Source organism: Bradyrhizobium sp. USDA 4369 (assembly GCF_054056435.1).
Window position 1 is genome coordinate 4,870,072 of the sequence record NZ_JBSRYH010000001.1, and the last position, 24,556, is coordinate 4,894,627.

Here is a 24,556-nt window from a genome sequence, read left to right on the forward strand (position 1 = left end):
CCCGGTGCTCCGGCTGGTTCTTGATCGTCGCGGGCGCCGCGGCGGGTCGCGAGAGCGTCAGCGCAGGATATGTCGTGGCAGCCATAGCGAGATTTCAGGAATGTAAGTCACCGCCATCAGCACGCCGAACATGACCGCATAAAACGGCCAGATCTTGCGCATGACCTGCTCGATCGACACCTTGCCGACCGCACAGCCGACGAAAAGGATCGCACCAACCGGCGGATGGCACAGGCCGATGCCGAGATTCAGCAGCATGATCATGCCGAAATGAACCGGATCGACGCCAAAATTCTGCATCACGGGAAGAAGGATCGGCGTCGCGATAAGGATCGACGGCGCCATATCGACCAGCGTTCCGAGCAGCAGCAACAGCACGTTGATCAGCAGCAGGATGACGTATTTGTTGCTCGATATCGACAGGAAGAACTGCGTCATCTTCGCGGGCATCTGCGTCAGCGCCATGATATAGCCGACTGCAGATGCGCACGCGATCAAGGTCATCACCATTGCTACGGTGCGGAACGTCCGGTGTAGCAGCGCGGGCAGGTCGCGCCAGCGATAGTCGCGGTAGATGAACATCGTGACGAAGAACGCCCAGATGCAGGCGACGGCGCCGGCTTCGATCGCGGTGAAGATGCCGCCGAGTATCCCGCCGAGAATGATCACGAGCGTAATGAGGCCCCACGCTGCATCGATGGTGATCTTGACTGCATCCTTGGCAGGTACCGTCTGGCCTTGCGGATGACGTTCGCGATAGGCGATGACGATACAAAGCATGATGAGCGAAAAGCCGAGCAATAGGCCGGGGAATACACCGGCCATGAACAAGGCGCTGATGGAAATCGTGCCGCCGGTCGCCAGGGAATACAGCACGGCGTTGTGGCTCGGCGGAACAAGCAGCGCCTGAACGGAAGAGCTGATGGTCAGATTCGTTGCGAACACGCGTGGATAGCCGTTGGCCTCCATCTGCGGGATCATGACCGAGCCGATCGCCGAGGTGTCGGCGACCGCCGAGCCGGAGATGCCACTCAGAAAAGTCGTTGCCAGCACATTCACGATCGATAGACCGCCGCGCAGGCGAGTGAGACCGACCAGGACGTCAGCGAACGCCACCAGCCGTTTAGCCATCCCGCCCTCCGCCATGATGGCGCCCGCCAGCACGAAGAACGGAATGGTCAGCATCGCGACCTTGCTCACTCCATCCGAAATCTTGAGCATCACCGCTTCGAGCGGAATGCCGACGGAGAGAGCGCCAGCGATTGCGGCCATCGCCAGCGAATAAGCGATGGGCATCCCGATCAGGAAGCACACCAGCATTGTGGCAAGCAGAATGAAGATGTCCATCGGTCTGACTCGGCTGCCGGGCTTACTCGAACGATTCGGTGTCGTGATGAGGAATGGGGTCGGGCGGTGCGCCGATGAACAGCCGTTCGATGATGAACAGGAGCAAGCAGCAGCCACCGACCGGGATGGGCAGGTAGGTGACACCGACCGAGAGGAAGGGGAAATCCCCGATCGTGTTGTTCCATGTGACCTCGACCAGCCTCGCGCCCCAGCCGATCATGAAGATCGCGATGACGGCCATGAGCAATTGCACGAGTACGTCGAGTGCTCGTCGCACAGGGGGCGGCGTCTGATTGGCAAAGTAGGCCAGGTTCATGTGAAGATTGAGCCGGTACCCAGCCGCCGCGCCAATGAATGTCAAGAGAATCGTCAGCAGAACGGCCATCGGTTCGGGCCAGGAGGCGGCGCTGTTCAGCACGTAGCGGGTGAAAACCGCCCAGGGAATGACGGCTGAGATCAGCACGAGCGCGGTGACGCCTACGATCACGCAGGCGAGATACAGCGCATCCATCGCACGGCGATAGAGCCCGGCCATGGTAACCCCCTGATTGTCCGAACCGATTGCTCCGTGCGTTACGCGATCTCTTGAATGCGCTTGATCATGTCTTGATACTTGGGACCATATTTGTCCCACACCGGTTTGACGGCCTTCTGGAACGGCGTCTTGTCGGCGATCTCGATGATCTCGCTGCCGGCCGCCTTGGCCTTCTCCATGGCCTCGCGCTCATAGGCCTTCCAAAGCTCGCGCTCCTCCAGTTGGGCCTCGCGCGCGAACTTCCTGATTAGGGCCTGGTCGTCGGTCGAAAGGTTCGTCCAGGCTCGTTTCGAGAACACGAGCACCTCTGGGATGACCAGATGTTGGGTCAAGGAGTAGTATTTGGCCGCGGTATAGTGGTTGCTGAAGACGTAACTCGGAGGATTGTTCTCGGCACCGTCGATCACGCCAGTCTGCAATGCGCTGAAGACCTGATCATAGCCCATTGCAACTCCGTTGCCGCCCAGCGCATTCATCATGTCGATGAAGATCGGATTTCCGATCACGCGGATCTTCAGACCTTTGATGTCCTCGACCGTTCTGATCGGCTTCTTTGTGTTGTAGATGCTGCGCGCACCGGAGTTCATCCAACAGAGCGCAACCAGATTTGCGCTCGGATTGGCGCTGATGCGGTCGAGCAGATCCTGCCCGATCTGGCCGTCCATCATTTTCTCTGAGTGTTCGATGGACTTGAACAAGAACGGCATGTTGACGACGTTGACATCATCGACGATCGGCCCCAGCGCGCCGGCGCTGACGCGCAGCATCTGAATTGCGCCGATCTGGGTCTGTTCGATGGTCTCCTTCTCGCCGCCGAGTTGCGCGGAGGGGTACATCTGAATTGTCAGCCGTCCATTGGTGGCGGCTGCGAGCTTCTTGCCGAGGTTTTCGGTGGCGGCAACCGTCGGATAGCCGGGGGGCTGAACGTCGGAAGCCTTGAACACCGCTTTCGACTGGGCGTGCGCGGCTGAGAACGGCGGCAGCGCCGCTGTTCCGGCCAGGCCGGCTGTTAGTTTTATGAAATCGCGTCTTTTCATGGCGTCCCTCCCACGGACTTTGGCCTGATCGCTAAAGCCGCAGTTGGATGTCGCGGCGTATCATTGGGTTGGCTGATCGAAATAATCTGGATTGAGGTTCTGAATTTCAGAGATATCGTCGAGCAGTCGTTCCAGATGGCTGGCCATGGCGGCGCGGGCTCGTTCCGGATCGCCCCGCTCGATCCCCTCCAGAATAGGCTCATGTTCGGCGATGACCTCTGCCATCCGTCCGATCTGAGGCAGGGTCAGGCGGCGATATCGATCGACATGAACCTTCACTTGCAGGATCAGCTTCCATATTCCAGGATAGCCCGCCACCTCAGCGATCCCCGCATGAAACATCTCGTCCGCTTGATGAAAGGCTTCTCGATCCTTCGCAGCGCACGCCTCGCGCTGGCGTTCGAGCGTCGCGTGCAGGTTCAGCAACTGGCTGGAGGTCGCGTGCTCGGCGGCCATCCGGGCCGTGGTTTCCTCAAGGGACTTGCGGATGATGATGGTTTCGGGAAGCGCTGCGACAGGAATGCGCGAAACGAAAATGCCCGACTGAGGAAATATGTCCACCAGCCCCTCATCCGAGAGCTTCAGGATGGCTTCACGCACTGGCGTTCTGCTGACGCCGTAGGCGGTCGCGATCTGCGCCTCCGATATCGGCTCACCTGGTCGACGGACCAGCGACACGAGCTCGGCCCTCAGATCGGCATAGATGCGCGAAGCGGCTGTTGCGCCCCGCGGCCGACCATTGCGGCGCATGCGAGCAACGACTGGACGTGGCGCGGGAGCCAATTTCCTTGGAGCACGGCTGGGCATCTACGTTTCCTCAACTGATATATTAGTATATGAACTTGCTTTGGCAACAGCAAATGCCGGTTACCCGAAGCTTCGTTATGGTGCGATGCGGGATTGGCGTAATCCGTCGCTCCCGTCGCTCCCGTCGTTCCGATAATCACGGCACTCCGCGGACCGTGACCGAGTTCCGGTGACGCTCGCGGTCGTACAGCTGTGTTCGTTGATCAATCGGAGGAACTCACCCGGTTCCTTGCTCTGCAGAATTCGGGTGTCTTGATTTTACTGTTGAGAATGCGACGCGAATGCTCTCGGCGGTCGGCTCGTTTGATGTTACGAGTCGAGGATGAACCAGCAGACGCGCATCGATATCCGCCACTCCACCTGTCCGCACGATTGTCCGTCAGCCTGTGCGCTTGACGTCGAGGTCATCGACGGCAAAACCATCGGACGCGTTCGGGGTTCAAAACGCCAGACCTACACGGCCGGCGTGGTTTGCGCGAAGGTCGCACGATATGCCGAGCGCATTCATCATTCGGATCGTCTGCTTCACCCGATGCGACGGGTTGGACCGAAAGGCGCTGGCAAGTTCGCCCGCATTGGCTGGGACGAGGCACTCGGCGAGATCGCCGAGAAGTTTCTGCAGGCCGAGCGCGAATTCGGCTCGCAGTCGGTCTGGCCCTATTACTACGCGGGTACGATGGGTCTCGTGATGCGCGACGGCCTCAACCGTCTCACGCATGTGAAAAAATACTCGAGGTTCTACTCGACGATCTGCGCCAATGTGGCCCGTGTCGGCTTCGCGATCGGCACCGGCAAGATTGCCGGCGTCGATCCCCGCGAGATGGCTCTCTCGGATCTCGTCGTGATCTGGGGAACGAATCCCGTCAACACCCAGGTCAATGTCATGACTCACGCCGCGCGCGCCCGAAAGGAGCGGGGCGCCAAGATTGCCGCGGTCGACATCTACGACAACGAGACGATGAAGCAGGCTGACGTCAAGATCATCCTGCGTCCCGGCACTGATGGTGCATTCGCCTGTGGCGTGATGCATGTGCTGTTTCGCGACGGGCATGCCGATCGCGCCTATATGGCGAAATACACTGATTGTCCGGACGATCTCGAGTCGCATCTGAAGGCGCGGACGCCGGAATGGGCGTCGCAAATTTGCGGTGTTCCGGTGGCCGAGATCGAGGCCTTCGCGAAGCTTGTCGGTGAGACCAAGCGGACTTTTTTCCGGCTTGGCTATGGCTTCACCCGCAGCAGGAACGGTGCAACGCAGATGCATGCGGCCTCCTGTATCCCGGCTGTGACGGGTGCCTGGCAATATGAGGGGGGCGGAGCGTTCTTTAACAACGCTGCGCTGTGGCGTTTCGACGAGTCGATCATCGAGGGCCATGACGCCGTCGATCACGCCACCCGCCTTCTCGACCAATCGCAGATCGGGCGCATCCTGGTCGGAGATCAGGAGGCATTATGTGATGGCCCGCCTGTCAAGGCGATGCTGATTCAGAATACCAATCCCATGACGGTTGCTCCGGAACAGGACCTGGTTCGTCAGGGTTTTGCGCGCGCGGATCTGTTTGTCGCGGTGCATGAGCAGTTCATGACTGAAACTGCGCAGATGGCCGACATCGTGCTGCCCGCAACGATGTTCATGGAGCATGACGATCTGTATTATGGCGGAGGCCACCAGCATATTTCGGTCGGACCGAAGCTGATTGATCCGCCCGGCGAATGTCGCTCCAATCACGAAGTGCTGCAGTCCTTGGCGCGTCGATTGGGGGCGATTCATCCCGGCTTCGAGATGACGCCGCGCGAATTGATCGATGCCACGTTGAAGAAGAGTGGCCACGGCGACATCGCCGCTCTCGAGGCTGATCTCTGGCGCGACCTGCAGCCTGACTTCCGCACGTCGCATTATCTCGACGGATTTGCGCACAAGGACGGCAAATTCCACTTCAAGGCCGATTGGGTTCATCCGCCGTTCGGGCGCGTCATGGGCAATCCTGATCGCATGCCCTCGCTGCCGGATCATTGGGCGGTCACCGAGGACGTCGATCAGCAACATCCATTCCGACTCGCAACGAGTCCCGCGCGCTCGTTCCTCAACACCTCTTTCAACGAGACGCCTTCCTCGCAAGCGAGGGAAGGGGCGCCGTCGGTGATGATCCATCCGCTCGATGCCGCCCCGCTTGGCATTGCGGATGGCGATCTCGTCACACTCGGTAATGCGCGCGGCCAGACGTCGCTGACAGCCCGGCTGTTCGAGGGCGTCCGGCGCGGGGTGCTCATCGCCGAATCGATTCATCCCAATCGGGCTCATCCCGGTGGTCGCGGCATAAACTCGCTCACGGGAGCAGACACCGTCGCGCCGATCGGCGGCGCCGCCTTCCACGACAACAAGGTCTGGCTGCGAAAATCGACCGGGTGAACGCGGTCTTCCGGCGATATCTCAAAATCTTTTAGAAAATCAGTAACTTACGTTCGTGGTTGGTGTGCTGTGCAGCTGCCGCGAGCATCTTCTTTACCAAAATGCGGCGTCCTACAAAAGTCTCTTGAGCGTTGCTCATATCTCGTGTAGGTTTTGAGCGTCGCTCAAAAAAGAGAGGTCATCCCATGCTGGTCCTCAGCTTCCGCGGTCCGCGACTTTTTTTCATTCCATCTCAGGCTGTGCTGAACGGTTTAGCCCGAGCCGCGTCTCACCTCGTAGCGTCTCGCGTCGAACGCATCGCCAATGCCTGCGACGTCGCCGGTCTGCTGGCGGCGCGACGAGCGCGGCGACTGGCGGGTTATCAGCTCTTTCGTGCCGCCGGGCGCGGACGGGGCTGGCTTCGCCGCGGCGGCCGGTTCGGCTGCTTCAACTACCTGAGCGAACTGAGCTGATCACAGCTCAAATCTGCGGCTCATGCGCAACGATGCGGTCACCATGTCCTTACGTCCGGTTTCCTCCGTGCAGCTGACCTTCATCCGGATAAGCCTTTTGCACATGACCTTCGCGATATCGTTGGTGCTGGTCGGCGGCGGCATCGTTGCGTTGCCGCTCGATTGGCAGCTGCGCGGGGGCTTCGCAGCAGGGCTTGTGGCGCTCTTGTGGTCGTCCTTCACGCTGGCCGACACGATGGCGCTGCTGTCGCGAGGCTCGGTGCGTGGCGGTCGACGACGCAGACCGGAAAGGCGCCGCGCGTGAGGCGGCACTCGTTCCGGGCGAGCCTCTATTTCAGCACCAAGATTCAACAGTTTTCGCGATCCTTGCGGCAAAGCGTCCGCAGCACACAGGAAACGACCATGATCAAGCAGCTAATGTCGTCGCGCCGGTTTGCTCCGCTGTTCTGGGCGCAGTTCGCCTCGGCGCTGAACGACAACGTCCTGAAGAACGCGCTGGTCATCATGCTGCTCTACGGCGCCGTCGCAGCGCATGGGGATGCGCTGGTGACGGTGGCCGGAGCCGTCTTCATCTTCCCATTCTTCATCCTGTCCGGGCTCGGCGGCCAGTTGGCTGACAGATACGTCAAGGGAGTCGTGGCGCGCAGGCTGAAGTTCGCAGAGATCTTCGCCGCCGGGTTCGCCGCGCTTGGCTTCTTCCTGCATTCGATCCCGCTGCTGTTTGTCGCGCTGGGCATGTTCGGCGTCATCGCGGCACTGTTCGGCCCGGTGAAATACGCCATGCTGCCGGATCAGCTGACGGTCGGCGAACTCGCCACCGGCAATGCGTTGGTCGAAGGCGCGACCTTCATGGCCATTCTGATCGGCACGATCGCCGGCGGCCAGCTCGTCTCTGGCTCCTCCCACATGGGGTGGGTCGCTCTCGCGGTCATTGGTCTTGCCGTGATCTCCTGGGCGTCGGCCTCGCGCATTCCGCACACCGCGCCCTCGGCGCCGGATCTCCGGATCACGGCCAATCCGTGGACCTCGACGTCGCACCTCTTGAAGTCGCTCTATGCCGCGCCGCGGCTGTGGGACGGCATGGTGATCGTGTCGTGGTTCTGGCTGGTCGGCGCCGTCGTGCTGTCGCTGCTGCCGGCGCTGGTCAAGGATGTCGTCGGCGGGACCGAGGGGGTTGTCACCTTGTGCCTCGCCATCTTTGCGATCGGTATCGCGATCGGCTCGCTGTTCGCTGCCCATCTTAGCCATGTCAGGCCGAACCTCGCACTGGTGCCGATCGGCGCCATCCTCATGGGCGTGCTCGGACTGGATCTCTCCTGGGCCATCGCCACGACAGAGACCGCGAAGGGCCTCACACCGCTTGGCTTCATCGGCTCCTGGGCTGGCGCGCGAATGCTGATCGATTTTGCCTTGTTCGCCTTCGGCGGCGGCCTATTCGTTGTTCCGGCCTTCGCGGCCGTGCAGGCCTGGTCGGAGCCCAATGAGCGAGCCCGTATCATCGCCGCCGGCAATGTGCTGCAGGCTGCCTTCATGGTGGTCGGTTCGCTGGGTGTGGCCGGCTTGCAGGCCGCAGGCGTCTCGATCGCCTGGATCTTCTTCGGCCTAGCGCTGGCGAGCTTCGGGGCGGTCTGGTTCGTGCTCAACAAGTGGGGCAAGGAAGGCGTGCGGGACTTCGGCGCCATGCTGTTCCGCGCGCTGTTCCGCACCGAAGTGCGCGGCCTGGAAAACCTGCCGTCGGCCGGCACCCGCATGCTGATCGCGCCGAACCATGTCAGCCTGATCGATGGCCCGCTGCTGCATGCGGTGCTGCCGATCGACGCGACCTTCGCCGTCGACACCGGCATCTCCAAAGGCCTGGTGGGCGAAGGTCTTCCTCAAGCTGGTCCGCCACATCACGATCGATCCGACCAAGCCGCTCGGCGCGCGCGACCTCATCAAGCTGGTCGCCAGCCAGGAGCCGGTGGTGATCTTCCCGGAAGGCCGCATCACGGTGTCCGGCTCGCTGATGAAGGTGTATGACGGCACCGCGATGATCGCCGACAAGGCCGATGCCGTGGTCGTGCCCGTTCGCATCGAGGGCGCGCAGCGCTCGCATCTCAGCTACCTCAAGGACGGTCAGATCAAGCGCTCGTGGTTCCCCAAGGTGACGGTGACCATCCTGCCGCCGGTCAAGCTCACCATTGACGCGGCGCTCAAAGGCAAGACCCGCCGCAACGCGGCTGGAGCGGCGCTGCAGGACGTGATGATCGAGGCGATGGTCAAGAACGCCATGCTCGACCGCACGCTGTTCGAGGCGCTGGCCCATGCCCATCGCGACCACGACACCGGCAAGGTGATGATCGAGGATCCGCTCGGGACCAGGTTGACCTATCGCAAGCTGCTGCTCGGCGCGCAGGTGCTGTCGCGCAAGCTGGAGCAAGGCACGATGATTGGCGACAACATCGGCGTGTTGCTGCCGAACTCGGCCGGCGTCGCCGTCGTCTTCATGGCGCTTCAGTCGATCGGCCGTGTGCCGGCGATGCTGAACTTCTCCGCCGGTCCGGTGAACGTGCTGGCGGCGATGAAGGCGGCACAGGTCACGATGGTGCTGACCTCGCGGGCCTTCATCGAAAAGGGCAAGCTCGACAAGCTGATTGCGGCGATCGAGGGGCAGGCTCGCCTTGTTTACCTGGAGGACGTCAAGGCCGCCGTCACTGCCGTCGACAAGATCAAGGGTATTTTCGATGGCACCAAGCCGCGCGTGCCTCGCAACGCCGATCACCCGGCCGTGATCCTGTTCACCTCGGGCTCGGAAGGCACGCCCAAGGGTGTCGTGCTGTCCCACCGCAACATCCTGGCCAATGCCGCTCAGGCGCTGGCCCGGGTCGACGCCAATGCCAACGATCTCGTGTTCAACGTTTTGCCGGTGTTCCACTCCTTTGGCCTCACGGGCGGCATGATGATGCCCATGTTGGCGGGTATCCCGATCTATATGTATCCGTCGCCGCTGCACTACCGGATCGTGCCGGAGTTGATCTACCAGACCGGCGCCACCATTTTGTTCGGCACAGACACATTCCTCACCGGCTATGCGCGTTCGGCCCATGCCTATGATTTCCGCACGCTTCGGCTGGTCATCGCCGGCGCCGAGCCGGTCAAGGACCGGACACGGCAGATCTACATGGAGCGCTATGGCATCCGCGTGCTCGAAGGCTATGGCGTCACCGAGACCGCGCCTGTGCTGGCGATGAACACGCCGATGGCCAACCGTGTCGGCACTGTCGGCCGCCTGTCGCCGCTGATGGAGTATCGGCTCGACAAGGTGCCGGGCATCGAGGAGGGCGGCCGGCTCTCCGTCCGCGGGCCCAACGTGATGCTCGGCTATGTCAGGGCCGAGAACCCCGGCGTGCTCGAGGCGCTGCCGGAAGGCTGGCACGACACCGGCGACATCGTCACGATCGACGCGCAGGGCTTCATCACGATCAAGGGGCGCGCCAAGCGCTTCGCCAAGATCGCCGGCGAGATGGTCTCGCTGACGGTGGTCGAGCAGATCGCTGCGACGTTGTGGCCGCAGGCCGCGTCCGTCGCGGTGTCGATTCCCGATCAGCGCAAGGGCGAGCGCATCGTGCTGATCACGACGCAGAAGGATGCCGAGCGCGCGGCGATGCAGCGCCAGGCCAAGGCGCAGGGCGCGCCGGAGCTCGCGGTGCCGGCGGTCGTGATGGTTGTCGACAAGATCCCGTTGCTCGGCTCCGGCAAGACTGACTATGTCGGTGCCAAGACGCTTGCCGAGGAGGCTGCCAAGGAGACGGCTCAGGCCGCCGCTCCGGAGCGCGAGGCGGAGGAGCGGGAAGTGGCGTGATGGCATCGCTGCGCCGATCTCGCCAACAGCATGGCCCCCGCGACGCGGGGGTCATCCTGCTGCATGGCATCGCCGGCCGCTCATTGATGCTGCGCCCGCTGGAGAGGCGGCTGCAGCGCGCCGGGTTTGCGACGCTGAACCTCGACTATGAAAGCCGCAAGAAGCCGCTGGAGCACCTCGCCGAGGATATCCATCCGGCTATCGCCGACTTTGCGGCAGGAATCGACGGCCCGATCCACTTCGTGACCCATTCGATGGGCGGTCTGCTGGCGCGGGTCACGATCGCCCATCATCGGCCGTCGCGGCTTGGTCGCGTCGTCATGCTGGGCACGCCCAATGGCGGCAGTGAGCTCGCGGACCGGCTGCAGAATGTAGGGCTCTATCGCGCCTATTTTGGTCCTGCCGGCCTCCAGCTGGTGACCACTAAGCACGTCACGCTCACATCGCTGCCGCCGCCCGACTACGAGATCGGCGTCATTGCCGGGAACCGCTTCCTCGACCCGATCGCCGCTTTGTTCGTGCTGCCTTGGCCCAACGATGGCCGCGTGTCGGTCGAAAGCTGCAAGCTGGCGGAGATGACGGACTACACGACGGTGAAGGCCTCGCATATGGGCCTCCTGGTGCATCCGACCTCGATCCGGCAGACGATCGCGTTCCTGCGCAATGGCCAGTTCGAGCCGGCGCGTCCGCTGCTGCGTGGCGTCATCGCCGAGATCGGCCGCCGCGCGGCCTCTTGACGCAAGTTTTCCTTGCCGCTCCCAGCTATCCCGCGCCAATCTCGCATCCGACAGCAAGCGACAGGCAAGGCGATGACCGATGACAGCGTGATTCTCGACAAGCGCGGCCAGGCTCTCTGGATCACCATCAACCGGCCCGAGAAGCGCAACGCCCTCAATGGCGACGTCATCGCCGGGATCTCGCATGGCTACCGCCAGGCGCATGACGATCCGGACGTGCGCGTGATCGTGCTGACGGGGGCAGGGGACAAGGCGTTCTGCGCCGGCGCCGACCTGCAGAACTCCGGCGCGGCCTTCGCGATGGATTTCTCTCGTCCGAATGTCGACTACGCCGATCTGCTCAGGTTGTCGCAGAACGCCACCAAGCCCGCGATCGCGCGCCTCAGTGGCGTCTGCATGGCCGGCGGCATGGGGCTCTTGTGCATGACCGACATGGCCGTCGCGGCGGACCACGTCATCTTCGGCCTGCCGGAGGTGAAGGTCGGCGTGTTCCCGATGCAGGTGCTGAGCCTGTTGCAAAGCATCGCCCCGCCGCGGCTCGTCAATGAATGGGCGCTGACGGGCGAGCCTTTCGACGCCAAGGCGGCGCAGGCCGCAGGGCTGCTCAACCATGTCGTGCCGGCCGCCGAGCTCGACGCCAAGATCGACTGGCTGATCGGCCGCCTCGTCGACAAGTCGCCGACCGCCATCCGCCGCGGCAAATATGCGATGCGCGCGATCGCCTCGATGTCGTTCGACGAGTCCATCGCCTATCTTGAGAGCCAGATCGCGCTGCTCGCGATGACCGAAGACGCGAAGGAAGGGCTGAAGGCGTTTGCCGAGAAGCGCAAGCCGGTGTGGCCGGGGAAGTAGCGCGCCGTCGTTGGACGGTTACGGGTTCGATGACCGCGGCCTCGGGCATACTGGATCGCCCGCCTGCGCAGGCGAAGACATTGTAACACGACGGGCAATGTCTGATCAGAACCGCAAGCCATGTCGCATCGGCTGGCGCCGATTGTACATCATGCTACGCCATAGCCATTCGACCGGGCCGAACTGAAACACTTTCAGCCAGTACCAGCTCACGAGCACCTGAAGACCATAAACGGTGACGCCGATGCCGAGTGCTAGTGAGACGCTGAGCCGGCCGAACAGGCCAAGGCCGTAGCCGTAGAACACGACGCCGAAGATGACGGACTGCATGAGATAGTTTGTGAACGCCATCCGCCCAACGGGAGCCGCCCAGCGGAGCAGCCGTAGGCCCCATGCGCTGCTCGCAACCGAGAGCACCAGCGCGCCATAGGCCATCGCCAGACTGACGGTCGCAAGCGATGAGCCCGCGTCGATGCTCACAGCGAGTGCAGCCAGGGCCGTCAGCAGCAACATGGCGCGATGACGGAATGCGTCGGACAGAACGCCAGAGCGCCAGATGATGATGCCGGCGAGAAAAAGCCCGAGCGTACGCGGAAGCACCCACACGTGCAGCGGAGCGATTGCGCCGATCTCGAGCAGCCGAAAGGCGAGGACTTGAGAGAAGCTACCGCGGGCTTAGACGAGGCTGGCATCGGTCACATGCTGCATCATCCACGCTGAGCTGGGCAGGGGCACCAGGCGGATGAGCAAGCCGGTGAAATAGATGCCGAGCAGCGCGAGGCTGCTAGCTATCACGACCCACCTCGGCGCAAACAGGAATGGCAGCACGATCATTCCGGCGAGCGCATATTCGGTCAGGATGTCGCCGTTCCACAGCAGCGTCAGGTGCAGCAGGCCGATCACCAGCAGGATCATCAGACGCCCGGAGCAGCAGGGAGAGACGGCGGTGCGGCGCGATCCGGTCGAACTGCATGGCGAGCCCGATGCCGAACATCAGCGAGAATAGAGCGAAGGCCTTCATGGAGACAGCGCGATCGAGAAATTCCTCCAGCGCGCGGTTGAATGGCGAGTCGCCGAACAGGGAGAAGAGGAGGGCCAGCAGCTTCGGAGAGACGCTGGCCGTATCGACGAACATCGTTCCGTCCTGCGGCGCTGCGAGCACGGGCAGGAACTGCCGGAAGATCGAGACCCGGAATTCGAACACGACATTGATGGCCATAACGCCGAAAAGGGCGAGGCCACGCAGGATGTCGAGGTTGATAAGACGGTCGGTGGTCGCGATGGCGAGGGGCTGCCCTTGGGCGCTTTCCGGATCTGTGGGAGCCGTCAATTCGACCTCGCGGGTACAGTGTCTCGCCGGCGCAGTCAGGGATTCCGGGCCGGCGGCTGATATGGAGCAGCCACGATCATCTCCGTCAAGGCGCCGTTGTCGATGTGCGCTGACGGACTTAGGATGGACGCATGACATCTTCCCGTCCCCATTCAACCGATGGTCTCACCATTCGGCCGACGCGCGCCGACGAGATTTCTCTCGCCGTCGACTGGGCGGCGGCCGAGGGGTGGAATCCTGGTTTGTCTGATGCGGCCTGCTTCGCGGTGGTCGATCCCGATGGCTTCCTCGTTGCCGAGCGCGACGGCGTGCCGGTCGCGACGGTGTCCTGCGTCAATTACGACGACCGCTTCGCCTTTCTCGGCTTCTACATCGTCCGTCCTGGGCTGCGCGGGCAGGGCTACGGCTTGCGGCTCTGGCGGGCGGCGATGGCGCATGCGGGATCGCGCATCGTCGGGCTCGATGGCGTGGTCGCGCAGCAGGACAATTACCGGAAATCCGGCTTCAGCTATGCATATGCAAATATCCGCTATGGTGGGCGACCTGCCGCCCTGCCGCCACCAGGGAGTTCATCAGGGATCGTCGCCCTGAGCGATGTGCCGTTGGCCGACATCGACGCGTCGGATGCGACCGTGTTTCCCGCCCCGCGCCGCGCATTCCTGCGGGCCTGGATCGGCACGCCCGGTCATGTCGGCCGGGCGCTGATCCGCGATGGCGCGCTGGCCGCCTGGGGCGTGATCCGCCCGTGCCGCGCCGGCTCCAAGATCGGTCCGCTGGTGGCCGAGAGGCGCGAGGATGCTGAGGCCGTGGTCGCGGCGCTGCTGAGCACAATCGGCGAAGCCGAGCTGTTCCTCGACGTGCCCACAATCAATCTGGACGCGGTGGCGCTCGCCGAGAGCCTCGGCCTCAAGCCGGTGTTCGAGACCGCGCGCATGTATACCGGCTCGATTCCGCCGCTGCGGATCGAGCGCGTATTCGGCATCACCACATTCGAGCTCGGCTAGCTCAGCGTCCGAGCGGCCGCGCGAAGCTCAACTCATGGCCGTCGGGATCGGTGAGGTGGAAGTAGCGCTCGCCCCATTCGGCGTCACGCGGTGTGGTCGAGGGCGCGAAGCCGGCAGCCAGGGCCTTGGCGTAGACGGCATCGACATCCGCAACGTGGAAGATGATGCGGCCCCACCAGCTCCATTGCTTGTCTTCGGGGGTAGCGATCAGGTTGAGATAGCCCGCGCCGACGCGGAAGGTCGTGAATGGAGCGTCGGCGCCGCCATACGGGATATCGTCGAACCCGAGCGCCCGATAGAAGGCGACCGCGCGGGCCATGTCGTGGGTGGCGATGGTGATCGCGCTGATGCTCTCGATGGTCATGGTGGCTCTCCGTGCCGGAATGGAAGCCGCAGTGCAGAGAAGCGCAGATCGCGGGAGGGGGCGCAAGGGCAGGTGCCCCTGATCCGGCGCATCCATGCGCTCCATCCATCGTGGGGCGCATGGAGTCCAGGTTGCGCGCTCAGCCCGCATTCGGCTTGAGGCCGGCGGCCTCGATGCCGGCGATGGCGCAGATCTCGTCATTGTCGCTGGTGTCGCCGGAGACGCCGACGGCGCCGAGCAAAGTAGCGCCGTCCATGATCAGCACGCCGCCGGGCACCGGCACCATGCGGCCCTGCGCCAGCGTGTTCACGGCATCGATGAAATAGGCCTGCTCCTGGGCACGCTGGAACAGCGCGCGCGAGCCGAGGCCGAGCGCCAGCGCGCCATAGGCCTTGCCATGCGCGACCTCGGCCCGCATCAGGCTGGTGCCATCCTGCGCGGCGGCGGCCTTCAGGCAGCCGCGGGCGTCGAGCACCATCACGGCGAGCGGCTTCAGCTTCTTCTCGATCCCCTTCGCGAGCGTCGCGTCGAGGATCTTGCGGGCGGTGTCGAGCGTGAGATCGGTCATGTCGGTGTCCTTTGTGATTTGTGATGAATAGTCGGCTCTATCATCCGTCATTGCGAGCGAAGCGAAGCAATCCAGGGCGAAAGAAAGGGTCTGGACTGCTTCCGCCGTCGCCCTCCGGGTTATGGCGGACAAGTCGTCGCTTCGCTCCTCGCACTGACGAACATTGACGTCGCGCTCCGCGGTTGGCAGCGCGCGAACTACGCGCTCGGGTGCGCTCGCTCCAGGCTCATCGCCAGGAGCTGCGCAGCGTGCATGGCGCCGCGGGCGGCGCCATGCTGGATCTGATGGCGGCAGGAGGTGCCGTCAGCGACGATGAAGGTCGAAGCATCCGCATTGCGAACAGCCGGCAGCAATGAGGCTTCCGCCATCTGCTGCGACACCTCGTAGGTCTCCGCGCCATAGCCGAACGCGCCCGCCATGCCACAACAGGAGGATTCGATCGTCTCGACCTCAAGCTCGGGGATCAGCCGCAGCACCTGTTCGACCGGCTTGAAGGCGGCGAAGGATTTCTGGTGGCAATGCCCGTGCAGCAGCGCCTTGCCGGGCAGGGGGCCGAGCGGCAGCGCGAGACGCCCGCTCTCGGCCTCGCGCGCGAGGAATTCCTCCAGCAGCAAGGCATGCGCGCTGATCGTCTTCGCGGCGGCGTCGTTGCGCAGCGACAGCAGTTCGTCGCGCAGCGTGAGAAGGCAGCTCGGCTCCAGGCCGATGATCGGCACGCCGCGGGCGGCGAACGGAGCGTAGGTTTCGACCAGCCGCTTCAGCTCTGACTTGGCTTCGTCGACGAGCCCGGCGGACAGGAAGGTGCGGCCGCAGCATAGCGCACGGCCGCCATCGGCAGGTCTTGGCACGTAAACGCGGTACCCCCCGGCGATCAGCACGCGCAGCGCGGCCTCGAGATTCTCACGCTCATAGACGCGGTTGAAGGTATCGCCGAACAGCACGACTTCGCGGCCGTTCTCGGGACCGAACGCCTCGGCGTCGACGCGGAACGTGTCGCTCCGGAACGCCGGGAGCTTGCGCTTGGCGCTGATGCCGGCGACGCGCTCCATGAGCGCGCGCAGCGGCGCGCTGTGATTGCGCAGGTTCGCGAGCGGCGCGAAGCGAGCCGCCAGATCAGCATAGCGCGGCAGATAAGCGACGATCCGGTCACGCAAGGTGAGGCCATGGCTCCTGGCCCGTGCCGCCAGCACCTCGATCTTCATCTTGGCCATGTCGACGCCGGTCGGGCATTCGCGGCGGCAGGCCTTGCAGGAGACGCACAATTTGAGCGTCTCCATCATCTCGTCGGATGACAGCGCGCCCGGACCGAGCTGGCCGGAGATCGCGAGCCGCAGCGTGTTGGCGCGGCCGCGCGTGACATCCTTCTCGTCGCGAGTGGCGCGATAGGACGGGCACATCACGCCGCCGTCGAGCTTGCGGCAGGCGCCGTTGTTGTTGCACATCTCGACCGCGCCCTGGAAGCCGCCGGCAGCGCCGGGATAGGCCGACCAATCGAGCACGGTCTTGATGTCGTCGACGCGATAATCCGGCGGATAGCGGAACAGCGAGCGGTCGTCCATTCTGGGCGGATCGACGATGCGGCCGGGGTTGAGCACGTTCGCCGGGTCGAAGCGCTGCTTTATTTCCTTGAAGTCGGCGACGATACGGCTGCCGAACATCTGTTCGTGGAATTCCGAGCGCACGATGCCGTCGCCATGCTCGCCGGAATGCGAGCCCTTGTACTCGCGCACCATGGCGAAGGCTTCCTCCGCAATGGCCCGCATCGCCTTGACGTCCTTCTCCAGCTTCAAATTCAGCACGGGGCGGACGTGCAGGCAGCCTTCGGAGGCATGCGCGTACATCGTGCCGCGGGTGCCGTGCTTGGCGAAGACCTCATTGAGGCGCGCGGTGTAGTCGGCGAGATGCGGCAGCGGCACGGCACAATCCTCGACGAAGGACACCGGCTTGCCGGCCTCTTTCATCGACATCATGACGTTGAGGCCGGCGGCGCGGAAGTCGGCGACGGCGGTCTGCAGCGCTGGCTCTGATATCTCAACCACGCCGCCCCATTTGCGCGGCTCGTTGGTCCAGGAGAAGCCGAGATCGCCCATCAGCTCGGAGAGCTGCTTCAGCTTGGCGAGGTTCGCGTCGGCAGTCTCCTCGGCGAACTCCACCACCAGGATCGCATCGGGATCGCCGCGCACGGCCGCCGCGATCACCGGCTGGAACATTGCGATGTCGCGTCCGAGCCCGATCATGGTGCGGTCGACCAGCTCGACCGCGATCGGCTTCAGCTTGACCAGATGCTGGGCCGCGTCCATCGCCTCATAGAAGCTGCCGAAATGACAGACGCCGAGCACCTTGTTCCGGATCAGCGGCCACAGCTTCAGCTCGATCCGGGTGGAGAAGGCCAACGTACCTTCGGAGCCGACAAGGAGATGGGCGAGATTGGTGGCGGCGTTGCGCGGCGTCAGCGCGTCGAGATTGTAGCCGCCGACGCGGCGCTGCACCTTGGGAAATCTGTCGGCGATCTCGGCGGCCTCGCGCTCGCCGAGCGCCAGCATGTCGCGGAACAGCGCGCGGGCGCTATCTGGTACGTTCACGTCGGCGAGGTCGCGCGGCACCTCGCCGAAGCGCGTCATCGTGCCGTCGGCCAGCGCCGCGTCGATGGCAATGGTGTTGTCGCGCATCGTGCCATAGCGCAGCGAGCGGCCGCCGCAGGAATTGTTGCCTGCCATGCCGCCGATCGTGGCGCGCGACGCCGTGGAGACATCCACGGGAAACCACAGGCCGTGCGTCTTCAGCTGGCGGTTGAGGTCGTCGAGCACGATGCCCGGCTCGACCACGCAGGTCCGGCCCTGGACATCGAGCGAGACGATGCGGTTGAGGTGCTTGGAAAAGTCGACGACGATTCCCTCGTTGACTGTCTGGCCGCATTGCGAGGTGCCGCCGCCGCGGGGGGTGACGATGCGGCCGTCATCGCGGGCGATGGCCAGCGCCCGTAAAGCCTCGTCCATCGTGCGTGGCACGACCACGCCGGCCGGGATGACCTGATAAAAAGAGGCGTCCGTGGCGTAGCGGCCACGATTGAAGCGATCGAAAAAGACGTCGCCGGTGATCTCGGCGCGGAGCTTCTGTTCCAGCCTGGACGGACCGGCTTTGGCGTTCGGCATGATGGTCCCTGGTCGGCCCTGGTCTGGTCGCGGTTCCCCAGGCCTCGGCCCGGTGTCAATCATTTGCGGCGTACCGTCAACCAGATTGCATGCAATTTGAGAAGGCCTTTCTCGACCTTAGTCTACTCCGACGGACTTTCCGCCGGCGGTTGGTGAGATGACGGCCTGCCCCTCGGCAAAGTAGGCGATCGCGGCCGCCCCCTTGTTGCGCAAATGCTGGAAGAGGATGTCGGATAGTTCGCTGCCCGCTCGGCGGCGCAGCGCGTCGAGGATCTGCTCATGCTCGCGCATGGCCTCGCTCCAGCGTTCGCGCTTGCGCGCGAAATTGGCTGAGAAGCGGACCCGGCGGATGCGTCCGGCGAGGCTCTCATAGGTCGCGTGAAGGGTTGCATTGGCGGCGGCATCCACGATCGCGCGGTGGATGAGCTGGTTCATATGGAAGTAACCATGCATGTCCTGCCGCATGTAAAAGCCATACATATCGTGATGAAGTTGCTCGATATTTTTGATGTCTTCATCCGACATTTTCTCGCAGGCGAGGCGTCCAGCAAGACCCTCCAGGCCACCCATCAGGTCGAACAATTCGCGAATGTCTGCGGCGCTCAAGGGGCGCACCCGCGCACCGCGATTGGGCAGCAGTTCGACCAGCCCTTCCGCCGCGAGCACCTTCAGGGCTTCACGCAAGGGCGTGCGGGATACCCCCAACATCTCGCAGAGCTGCCGCTCGGACAGCCGCCCGCCGTCGGGGACATGGCCCTCGACAATGTGGTCGCGCAGCCTGGCCAGGATCTCGTCATGCAGCGAGGTCTCGTCCCGCGCTGATGTCGTGCGGCTGCCTGGCTCGGCAGAGGGGGGCATTTCGATGTCAGGAATCATGGAGCTCATGCCGCAACATTGTAGCGGTGATTACAGATTGGGTCGATCTCATATATGAATTCGTTATATGCCTTGCGTAGGCGAAAATTGCATGCAATCATAGGTGCTGCAATGCCGCTGTCGTTTGGAGTTTTCCTTTGACCCGTCACCAAGGCCGCCATTTCCTGCATATTCCGGGACCGAGTCCGGTGCCCGAGCGGGTGCTGCGGGCGATGGACATGCCGGTGATCGACCACCGCAGCGCCGAATTCGGCGAGCTCGGCAAAGCCGTCCTCAGCGGGTCGCAGAAGATCTTCAAGACCGCGAGCCCGGTTATCATCTATCCGTCCTCCGGCACCGGCGCCTGGGAGGCTGCGATCGTCAACACGCTGTCGCCCGGCGACAAGGTGCTGATGGTTGAGACCGGCCATTTCGCCACGCTGTGGCGGCAGATGGCGTCGCGCTGGGGGATCGAGGTCGATTTCATTCCGGGCGACTGGCGGCGCGGTGTCGACCCCGCAATGATCGAAGAGAAGCTCGCGGCCGACACGGCGCATCAGCTCAAGGCCGTGATGGTCGTGCACAATGAGACCTCGACCGGCGCGACCAGCCGGATCGGCGAGGTCAGGGCAGCGATGGATCGCGCCAAGCATCCGGCGTTGCTGATGGTCGATACCATCTCGGGCCTCGCCTCGGCCGACTTCCGCTTCGACGAGTGGAGGGTCGATGTCGCTGTGTCCTGCTCGCAGAAGGGGTTCATGCTGCCGCCGGGGCTCGGTTTCAATGCGGTCTCGGACAAGGCGCGGGCGGTTGCCAAGACCAACAGGATGCCGCGCTCGTTCTGGGATTGGGAAGACATGCTGAAGCTGAACGCGACTGGCTTCTTCCCCTACACGCCTGCGACGAACCTGCTTTACGGCTTGCGTGAAGCGATCGCGATGTTGCTCGAGGAAGGCCTCGACGAGGTGTTCGCGCGCCATCAACGACTGGCGGCGGCCACTCGTGCCGCGGTCCAGCATTGGGGACTGGAGGTGCTCTGCCAGGAGCCGAAGGACTATTCGCCGGTCCTGACCGCCGTGCTGATGCCGCCGGGCCATGATGCCGATCAGTTCCGCCAGGTCGTGCTGGACAATTACAACATGTCGCTCGGCTCGGGCCTCTCCAAGGTCGCCGGCAAGGTGTTCCGCATCGGCCATCTCGGCGAGTGCAACGAGTTGACCCTGATGGCCGCGCTCAGTGGTGTTGAGATGGGGCTGCGTGTCGCCGGCGTGCCGCATCGTGCCGGTGGTGTCGATGCTGCGATGGCACTTCTGGAGCAGCCAATGCCCGGCAATGCGCCGCGGCATCTCGCAGTTGTGAATTGAGGCGAAATCGCGTGCGGCTGCGGGTCAAATCCGCCCGTGCCGCATTGCACAGCAGAAGGAAGCCCGTGTGCATCTGAGGGATGTCAGCCCGAAGCGATCGGTGCTTGCGTCTTCTTTGTTGACGCCAGCGGTCTGGCGGGAGAAAAGCGCGGCGAGCGCGTGGCATGCCACGTCCGCGCACCAACCAAACGACCGGGGATGGACGCCAATGACTGTGCACACAGGACGGCATTTTCTTCAAATTCCGGGGCCGACCAACGTGCCCGACCGCGTGCTGCGCGCGATGGACATGCCGACGCTGGATCATCGTGGTCCCGAGTTCGCCGAGCTCGGTTTTGCCGTGCTGGCGGCCAGCCAGCGGATCTTCCGCACCAAGCAGCCGGTGATCATTTATCCGTCGTCCGGCACCGGCGCCTGGGAAGCGGCGATCGTCAACACGCTCGCGCCCGGCGACAAGGTGCTGATGGCCGAGACCGGCCAGTTCGCGGTGCTGTGGCGTGGCATCGCCGACAAGTTCAAGCTCGACGTCGACTTCATCTCCGGCGACTGGCGTCATGGCGCCGACATCGCGGCCATCGAACAGCGCCTCGTCGAGGACAAGGCGCACAAGATCAAGGCCGTCTGCATCGTGCACAACGAGACCTCGACCGGCTGCCTGACGCCGCCGCTCGATGTGCGCAAGGCGCTCGATCGCGCAGGCCACCCGGCGCTGCTGATGGTCGACACCATCTCCGGTCTCGGCTCGATGGAGTACGAGCACGACGCCTGGGGCATCGACGTCTCGGTCGCGGGCTCCCAGAAGGGCCTGATGCTGCCGCCGGGCCTCGGCTTCAATGCCGTCTCGGAGAAGGCGCTCGCCGCCGCCAAGTCCAATCCGGGCATGCGCTCGTATTGGGATTGGCAGGAGATCATCAATTTCAACAGGCTCGGCACCTTCCCCTACACGCCAGCCTGCAATCTCTTGATGGGCCTCAACGAGGCACTGAAAATGCTGGAGGAGGAGGGCCACGAGAACGTGTTCGCCCGCCACCGCCGCCACAGCCTCGCGACGCGCGCCGCCGTGAAGGCGTGGGGTCTCGATACGCAGTGTCAGGATCCGCAGGCGCATTCTCCGGCGCTGACCGGCGTCGTGATGCCCGAGGGCCATGATGCCGATCAGTTCCGCAAGCTCGTGCTCGAGAATTTCGACATGTCGCTCGGCACCGGCCTGAACAAGATCAAGGGCAAGGTGTTCCGCATCGGCCATATCGGTCACTTCAACGACCTGATGCTGATGGGCACGCTCGCCGGCGTCGAGATGGGCCTTGCGCTCGCCAATGTGCCGCATCGCGCCGGTGGCGTGCTCGCGGCGATGGACGTCCTGAAGGCGCGCGAGGCCGCGCCGATTTCGAAGGTGGCCTGATGAACGCACCTGCGACCGGATCCGACGATCTCATCTATGCCGTCGACGACGGCATCGCGAGGATCACCTTCAACCGGCCGCAGGCGCGCAACGCGATGACATTCGCGATGTACGACCAGATGGCCTCGATCTGCGAGGCCATCAATGCCGACCGCTCGATCAAGGCGCTGATCCTGACCGGCGCCGGCGACAAGGCCTTCGCCTCCGGGACCGACATCTCCCAGTTCCGTGCCTTCAAGACCGCGCAGGACGCGCTCGACTATGAGGCGCGGATCGATCGCGTGCTCGGCACGCTCGAACTGTGCCGTGTGCCGGTGATCGCGGCGATCGCCGGCGCCTGCACCGGCGGCGGCGCCGGCATCGCCGCCTGCTGCGACATCCGCATCGGCACCGAGACCACCCGCATCGGCTTTCCGATCGCGCGCACGCTCGGCAACTGCCTGTCGATGTCGAACGTTTCGCGCGTGGTCTCCCTGATCGGACCGGCGCGCACCAAGGACATGATCTTCAAGGCCCGGCTGGTCGAGGCCCCGGAGGCGCTCGCGCTCGGCCTGCTGAACGAGATCGTGCCCGACGTCGAAACCCTGCAGACGCGCGCGCTGGAGACGGCGAAGCTTGTCGCGTCGCATGCGCCGATCACGCTCGAAGTGACCAAGGAGGCGGTCCGCCGCATCCGTCGCACGTTGACGCGCGACGAGGGCGAGGACCTGATCCTGCGGGCCTATATGAGCGAGGATTTCCGCGAGGGCATGGACGCGTTCCTCAACAAGCGTCCACCGAACTGGAAGGGCAAGTAGCGCATGCCGCGGCTGCGACCTTATGCGGACATCGCGACGCGGCATTTTCCTTGTCATCTTGAACTCATCACAATAAGCCAGCAGTATCCTGGTAGGATGCAAGCAGGCGCTTCGAACGGGGAAGAAAACACGTGCGCAACCTGATCAAAATTGCGGCCGCAACGGCGGTTCTTTTCGGAAGTGCGCCGGCCTTTGCCGGCTGGGAGCCGACCAAGCCGGTCGAAATCGTCGTGGCTGCGGGCGCCGGTGGCGCATCCGACCAGATGGCCCGCATGATGCAGGCGGCGATCCAGAAGAACAATCTGCTGAAGCAACCGGTCGTCGTGTCGCTGAAGGGCGGGGCGTCCGGAGCCGAGGCGCTGATGTACATGAAGTCCAGCGATGCTGACGCCAACAAGGTCCTGATCGCCTATTCGCTGATCTATATGCTGCCGCTGTCGGCCAAGCTGCCGTTCGACTGGCATGAGCTGTCGCCGGTCGCGGTGATCGCGCTCGACCAGTTCGTGTTGTGGGACAATGTCAACGGTCCGAAGACGGTGAAGGAGTTCATCGAGGCCGCCAAGGCATCGAGCTCGCCGTTCAAGCTAGGCGGCACCGGCTCGAAGCGCGAGGATCACGTGCTCACCGTGTTCCTGGAGAAGAAGACCGGCGCCAAATTCTCCTATCTGCCTTACAAGTCGGGCGGCGAGGCTGCGACGCAGTTGGTCGGCGGCCATACCGAGGCGAACGTCAACAATCCCTCCGAGAACCTGGAAGTCTGGCGCGCCGGCCAGGTGCGTCCGCTTTGCGTGTTCGACAAGGAGCGCATCTCCTACACCGCCAAGGTCACGGAGACGCAGTCCTGGAATGACATTCCGACCTGCAAGGAGCAGGGCCTGGACGTGCAGTACCTGATGCTGCGCGCGATGTTCCTGCCAGGCAAGGTCAACCAGGAGCAGCAGGAGTTCTATGTCGACCTGTTCAGCAAGCTGGTGCAGACGCCGGAATACAAGGACTACATGGAGAAGCAGGCGCTCAAGCCGATCTTCCTCACCGGCAAGGACATGGTGCAGTTCCTCGAAGAGGACGGCTCGCTGAACAAGCAGCTGATGACGGAAGCTGGCTTCGTCGCCAAGTGAGGCCGGGCGGGGCGAGGGGATGAGGAGGATCGATGTCCAACGCTGAGATCGAGATCGCGGTCGACGATCCGACCGCGCCGGAGGAGAATTCTCCGGCCGTCACATCCAACCGGACCGTCGACGTCGCCGTGTCGCTGCTGCTGCTCACGCTCGCCGTCGTGCTCGCCTGGGACAATTGGCGGACCGGGGCGTCCTGGGACTCCACCGGTCCCGAGCCGGGCTACTTCCCGTTCTATCTGTCGGTGATTCTCGGTGGCGCCAGCCTCTACGGCATCGGCGCGGCGTTCCTGTCGCGCAAGGAGGCGGTCGAGACCTTCGTCACGCGGGCGCAGCTGCGCCGTGTGATGGCGGTGTTCGTGCCGACTCTTCTGTTCTGCATCGCCATGCAGTTTCTCGGCATCTATGTCGCGAGCTTCCTGCTGATCGCCGGCTTCATGCGTATCGTCGGCAGAATCGCGATCTGGAAATCTCTGCTCACGGCGTTCTTGTTCAGCGCCGTGATGTTCGTGACCTTCGATATCGTGTTCGACGTGCTGATGCCCAAGGGGCCGCTCGAAGCGGCGTTCGGGTACTGACACTGGTCT

21 protein-coding genes and 1 pseudogene are annotated in these 24,556 nt (G+C 63.6%); 12 read left to right on the forward strand and 10 right to left on the reverse strand.

The annotated features are described in order from the left end of the window. Window positions 1–57: 57 nt before the first annotated feature. Genes ACVIJ6_RS22090 through ACVIJ6_RS22105 form a run of 4 tightly spaced genes read right to left on the reverse strand, consistent with a single transcriptional unit; the run spans window position 58 to window position 3,669 of the window. Window positions 58–1,347 carry a TRAP transporter large permease gene (locus tag ACVIJ6_RS22090; protein ID WP_456774412.1) on the reverse strand — a complete coding sequence of 430 codons (1,290 nt, stop codon included), beginning with the start codon at window positions 1,345–1,347 and terminating at the stop codon, window positions 58–60. A gap of 22 nt (window positions 1,348–1,369) precedes the next feature. Continuing rightward, window positions 1,370–1,882, reverse strand: coding sequence for a TRAP transporter small permease (locus ACVIJ6_RS22095; protein ID WP_456774413.1), 513 nt, complete (start codon window positions 1,880–1,882; stop codon window positions 1,370–1,372). Window positions 1,883–1,920: 38 nt separating this feature from the next. Next, entirely contained in the window at window positions 1,921–2,919 is a 999-nt protein-coding gene (gene dctP, locus ACVIJ6_RS22100; RefSeq protein WP_456774414.1) for a TRAP transporter substrate-binding protein DctP, read from the reverse strand. 60 nt (window positions 2,920–2,979) lie between these two features. Further along, window positions 2,980–3,669 (reverse strand): GntR family transcriptional regulator, encoded by a 690-nt coding sequence (locus ACVIJ6_RS22105; protein WP_456774415.1) that lies wholly within the window; start codon window positions 3,667–3,669, stop codon window positions 2,980–2,982. A gap of 379 nt (window positions 3,670–4,048) precedes the next feature. Between ACVIJ6_RS22105 and ACVIJ6_RS22110 the strand changes: the two genes are divergently transcribed. The 6 genes and pseudogenes from ACVIJ6_RS22110 to ACVIJ6_RS22135 all read left to right on the forward strand — a co-directional run bounded on the left by ACVIJ6_RS22110 (window position 4,049) and on the right by ACVIJ6_RS22135 (window position 12,018). Continuing rightward, entirely contained in the window at window positions 4,049–6,136 is a 2,088-nt protein-coding gene (locus ACVIJ6_RS22110) for a molybdopterin oxidoreductase family protein (RefSeq protein WP_456774416.1), read from the forward strand. Between the two features lie 185 nt (window positions 6,137–6,321). Next, a complete protein-coding gene (locus ACVIJ6_RS22115) occupies window positions 6,322–6,588 on the forward strand; it encodes a hypothetical protein (RefSeq protein ID WP_456774417.1) in 267 nt (88 codons plus the stop codon). A gap of 43 nt (window positions 6,589–6,631) precedes the next feature. Beyond that, on the forward strand, window positions 6,632–6,892 hold the full coding sequence (locus ACVIJ6_RS22120; RefSeq protein WP_456774418.1) for a YiaA/YiaB family inner membrane protein: 261 nt from the start codon (window positions 6,632–6,634) through the stop codon (window positions 6,890–6,892). Window positions 6,893–6,990: 98 nt separating this feature from the next. Beyond that, window positions 6,991–10,429: pseudogene (locus ACVIJ6_RS22125) on the forward strand (acyl-[ACP]--phospholipid O-acyltransferase). After that, window positions 10,429–11,166, forward strand: coding sequence for an esterase/lipase family protein (locus ACVIJ6_RS22130; protein ID WP_456774419.1), 738 nt, complete (start codon window positions 10,429–10,431; stop codon window positions 11,164–11,166). The pseudogene ACVIJ6_RS22125 and the gene ACVIJ6_RS22130 overlap by 1 nt, the downstream one beginning before the upstream one ends. 72 nt (window positions 11,167–11,238) lie before the next feature. Further along, on the forward strand, window positions 11,239–12,018 hold the full coding sequence (locus ACVIJ6_RS22135; protein WP_456774420.1) for an enoyl-CoA hydratase/isomerase family protein: 780 nt from the start codon (window positions 11,239–11,241) through the stop codon (window positions 12,016–12,018). Window positions 12,019–12,123: 105 nt separating this feature from the next. Here ACVIJ6_RS22135 and ACVIJ6_RS22140 read toward each other — a convergent pair whose 3' ends face one another. Both ACVIJ6_RS22140 and ACVIJ6_RS22145 read right to left on the reverse strand, forming a co-directional pair. After that, window positions 12,124–12,618 (reverse strand): DUF418 domain-containing protein, encoded by a 495-nt coding sequence (locus tag ACVIJ6_RS22140; RefSeq protein ID WP_456774421.1) that lies wholly within the window; start codon window positions 12,616–12,618, stop codon window positions 12,124–12,126. Between the two features lie 184 nt (window positions 12,619–12,802). Further along, window positions 12,803–13,348 carry a hypothetical protein gene (locus ACVIJ6_RS22145; protein WP_456774422.1) on the reverse strand — a complete coding sequence of 182 codons (546 nt, stop codon included), beginning with the start codon at window positions 13,346–13,348 and terminating at the stop codon, window positions 12,803–12,805. 131 nt (window positions 13,349–13,479) lie between these two features. Between ACVIJ6_RS22145 and ACVIJ6_RS22150 the strand changes: the two genes are divergently transcribed. Beyond that, window positions 13,480–14,352: a GNAT family N-acetyltransferase gene (locus tag ACVIJ6_RS22150; protein ID WP_456774423.1), complete on the forward strand. Its 873-nt coding sequence runs from the start codon at window positions 13,480–13,482 to the stop codon at window positions 14,350–14,352. A 1-nt stretch (window position 14,353) separates the two neighbouring features. Here ACVIJ6_RS22150 and ACVIJ6_RS22155 read toward each other — a convergent pair whose 3' ends face one another. From ACVIJ6_RS22155 to ACVIJ6_RS22170, 4 genes are all read right to left on the reverse strand, one after another. Next, window positions 14,354–14,716, reverse strand: coding sequence for a VOC family protein (locus ACVIJ6_RS22155; protein WP_456774424.1), 363 nt, complete (start codon window positions 14,714–14,716; stop codon window positions 14,354–14,356). A gap of 139 nt (window positions 14,717–14,855) precedes the next feature. Continuing rightward, window positions 14,856–15,284 carry a GlcG/HbpS family heme-binding protein gene (locus tag ACVIJ6_RS22160; RefSeq protein WP_456774425.1) on the reverse strand — a complete coding sequence of 143 codons (429 nt, stop codon included), beginning with the start codon at window positions 15,282–15,284 and terminating at the stop codon, window positions 14,856–14,858. Window positions 15,285–15,481: 197 nt separating this feature from the next. Continuing rightward, window positions 15,482–18,436 (reverse strand): FAD-binding and (Fe-S)-binding domain-containing protein, encoded by a 2,955-nt coding sequence (locus ACVIJ6_RS22165; protein ID WP_456774426.1) that lies wholly within the window; start codon window positions 18,434–18,436, stop codon window positions 15,482–15,484. Window positions 18,437–18,553: 117 nt separating this feature from the next. Then, a complete protein-coding gene (locus tag ACVIJ6_RS22170) occupies window positions 18,554–19,321 on the reverse strand; it encodes a GntR family transcriptional regulator (protein ID WP_456774427.1) in 768 nt (255 codons plus the stop codon). Between the two features lie 128 nt (window positions 19,322–19,449). Here ACVIJ6_RS22170 and ACVIJ6_RS22175 point away from each other — a divergent pair, with 128 nt between their 5' ends. The 5 genes from ACVIJ6_RS22175 to ACVIJ6_RS22195 all read left to right on the forward strand — a co-directional run bounded on the left by ACVIJ6_RS22175 (window position 19,450) and on the right by ACVIJ6_RS22195 (window position 24,547). Continuing rightward, window positions 19,450–20,655: a pyridoxal-phosphate-dependent aminotransferase family protein gene (locus ACVIJ6_RS22175; RefSeq protein WP_456774428.1), complete on the forward strand. Its 1,206-nt coding sequence runs from the start codon at window positions 19,450–19,452 to the stop codon at window positions 20,653–20,655. A 208-nt stretch (window positions 20,656–20,863) separates the two neighbouring features. Beyond that, complete coding sequence (locus ACVIJ6_RS22180; RefSeq protein ID WP_456774429.1) at window positions 20,864–22,057, forward strand: pyridoxal-phosphate-dependent aminotransferase family protein; 1,194 nt, start codon at window positions 20,864–20,866, stop codon at window positions 22,055–22,057. After that, complete coding sequence (locus ACVIJ6_RS22185) at window positions 22,057–22,854, forward strand: enoyl-CoA hydratase/isomerase family protein (RefSeq protein ID WP_456774430.1); 798 nt, start codon at window positions 22,057–22,059, stop codon at window positions 22,852–22,854. The genes ACVIJ6_RS22180 and ACVIJ6_RS22185 overlap by 1 nt, the downstream gene beginning before the upstream one ends. A gap of 131 nt (window positions 22,855–22,985) precedes the next feature. After that, entirely contained in the window at window positions 22,986–23,972 is a 987-nt protein-coding gene (locus tag ACVIJ6_RS22190; RefSeq protein ID WP_456774431.1) for a Bug family tripartite tricarboxylate transporter substrate binding protein, read from the forward strand. A gap of 32 nt (window positions 23,973–24,004) precedes the next feature. Continuing rightward, the gene (locus ACVIJ6_RS22195; protein WP_456774432.1) at window positions 24,005–24,547 is read left to right on the forward strand and encodes a tripartite tricarboxylate transporter TctB family protein; all 543 of its coding nucleotides are present in this window, start codon (window positions 24,005–24,007) and stop codon (window positions 24,545–24,547) included. Window positions 24,548–24,556 lie beyond the last annotated feature (9 nt).

Excerpts from the sequence above, each read along its gene's own strand:
- ACVIJ6_RS22120 (WP_456774418.1), top strand. The coding sequence starts at position 6,632 with ATGTCCTTACGTCCGGTTTCCTCCGTGCAGCTGACCTTCATCCGGATA.
- ACVIJ6_RS22170 (WP_456774427.1), bottom strand. The coding sequence starts at position 19,321 with ATGAGCTCCATGATTCCTGACATCGAAATGCCCCCCTCTGCCGAGCCA.
- ACVIJ6_RS22105 (WP_456774415.1), bottom strand. The coding sequence starts at position 3,669 with ATGCGCCGCAATGGTCGGCCGCGGGGCGCAACAGCCGCTTCGCGCATC.
- ACVIJ6_RS22155 (WP_456774424.1), bottom strand. The coding sequence starts at position 14,716 with ATGACCATCGAGAGCATCAGCGCGATCACCATCGCCACCCACGACATG.
- ACVIJ6_RS22185 (WP_456774430.1), top strand. The coding sequence starts at position 22,057 with ATGAACGCACCTGCGACCGGATCCGACGATCTCATCTATGCCGTCGAC.
- ACVIJ6_RS22150 (WP_456774423.1), top strand. The coding sequence starts at position 13,480 with ATGACATCTTCCCGTCCCCATTCAACCGATGGTCTCACCATTCGGCCG.
- ACVIJ6_RS22130 (WP_456774419.1), top strand. The coding sequence starts at position 10,429 with ATGGCATCGCTGCGCCGATCTCGCCAACAGCATGGCCCCCGCGACGCG.
- ACVIJ6_RS22195 (WP_456774432.1), top strand. The coding sequence starts at position 24,005 with ATGTCCAACGCTGAGATCGAGATCGCGGTCGACGATCCGACCGCGCCG.
- ACVIJ6_RS22135 (WP_456774420.1), top strand. The coding sequence starts at position 11,239 with ATGACCGATGACAGCGTGATTCTCGACAAGCGCGGCCAGGCTCTCTGG.
- dctP (WP_456774414.1), bottom strand. The coding sequence starts at position 2,919 with ATGAAAAGACGCGATTTCATAAAACTAACAGCCGGCCTGGCCGGAACA.
- ACVIJ6_RS22095 (WP_456774413.1), bottom strand. The coding sequence starts at position 1,882 with ATGGCCGGGCTCTATCGCCGTGCGATGGATGCGCTGTATCTCGCCTGC.
- ACVIJ6_RS22180 (WP_456774429.1), top strand. The coding sequence starts at position 20,864 with ATGACTGTGCACACAGGACGGCATTTTCTTCAAATTCCGGGGCCGACC.
- ACVIJ6_RS22160 (WP_456774425.1), bottom strand. The coding sequence starts at position 15,284 with ATGACCGATCTCACGCTCGACACCGCCCGCAAGATCCTCGACGCGACG.
- ACVIJ6_RS22090 (WP_456774412.1), bottom strand. The coding sequence starts at position 1,347 with ATGGACATCTTCATTCTGCTTGCCACAATGCTGGTGTGCTTCCTGATC.
- ACVIJ6_RS22165 (WP_456774426.1), bottom strand. The coding sequence starts at position 18,436 with ATGCCGAACGCCAAAGCCGGTCCGTCCAGGCTGGAACAGAAGCTCCGC.
- ACVIJ6_RS22115 (WP_456774417.1), top strand. The coding sequence starts at position 6,322 with ATGCTGGTCCTCAGCTTCCGCGGTCCGCGACTTTTTTTCATTCCATCT.
- ACVIJ6_RS22110 (WP_456774416.1), top strand. The coding sequence starts at position 4,049 with ATGAACCAGCAGACGCGCATCGATATCCGCCACTCCACCTGTCCGCAC.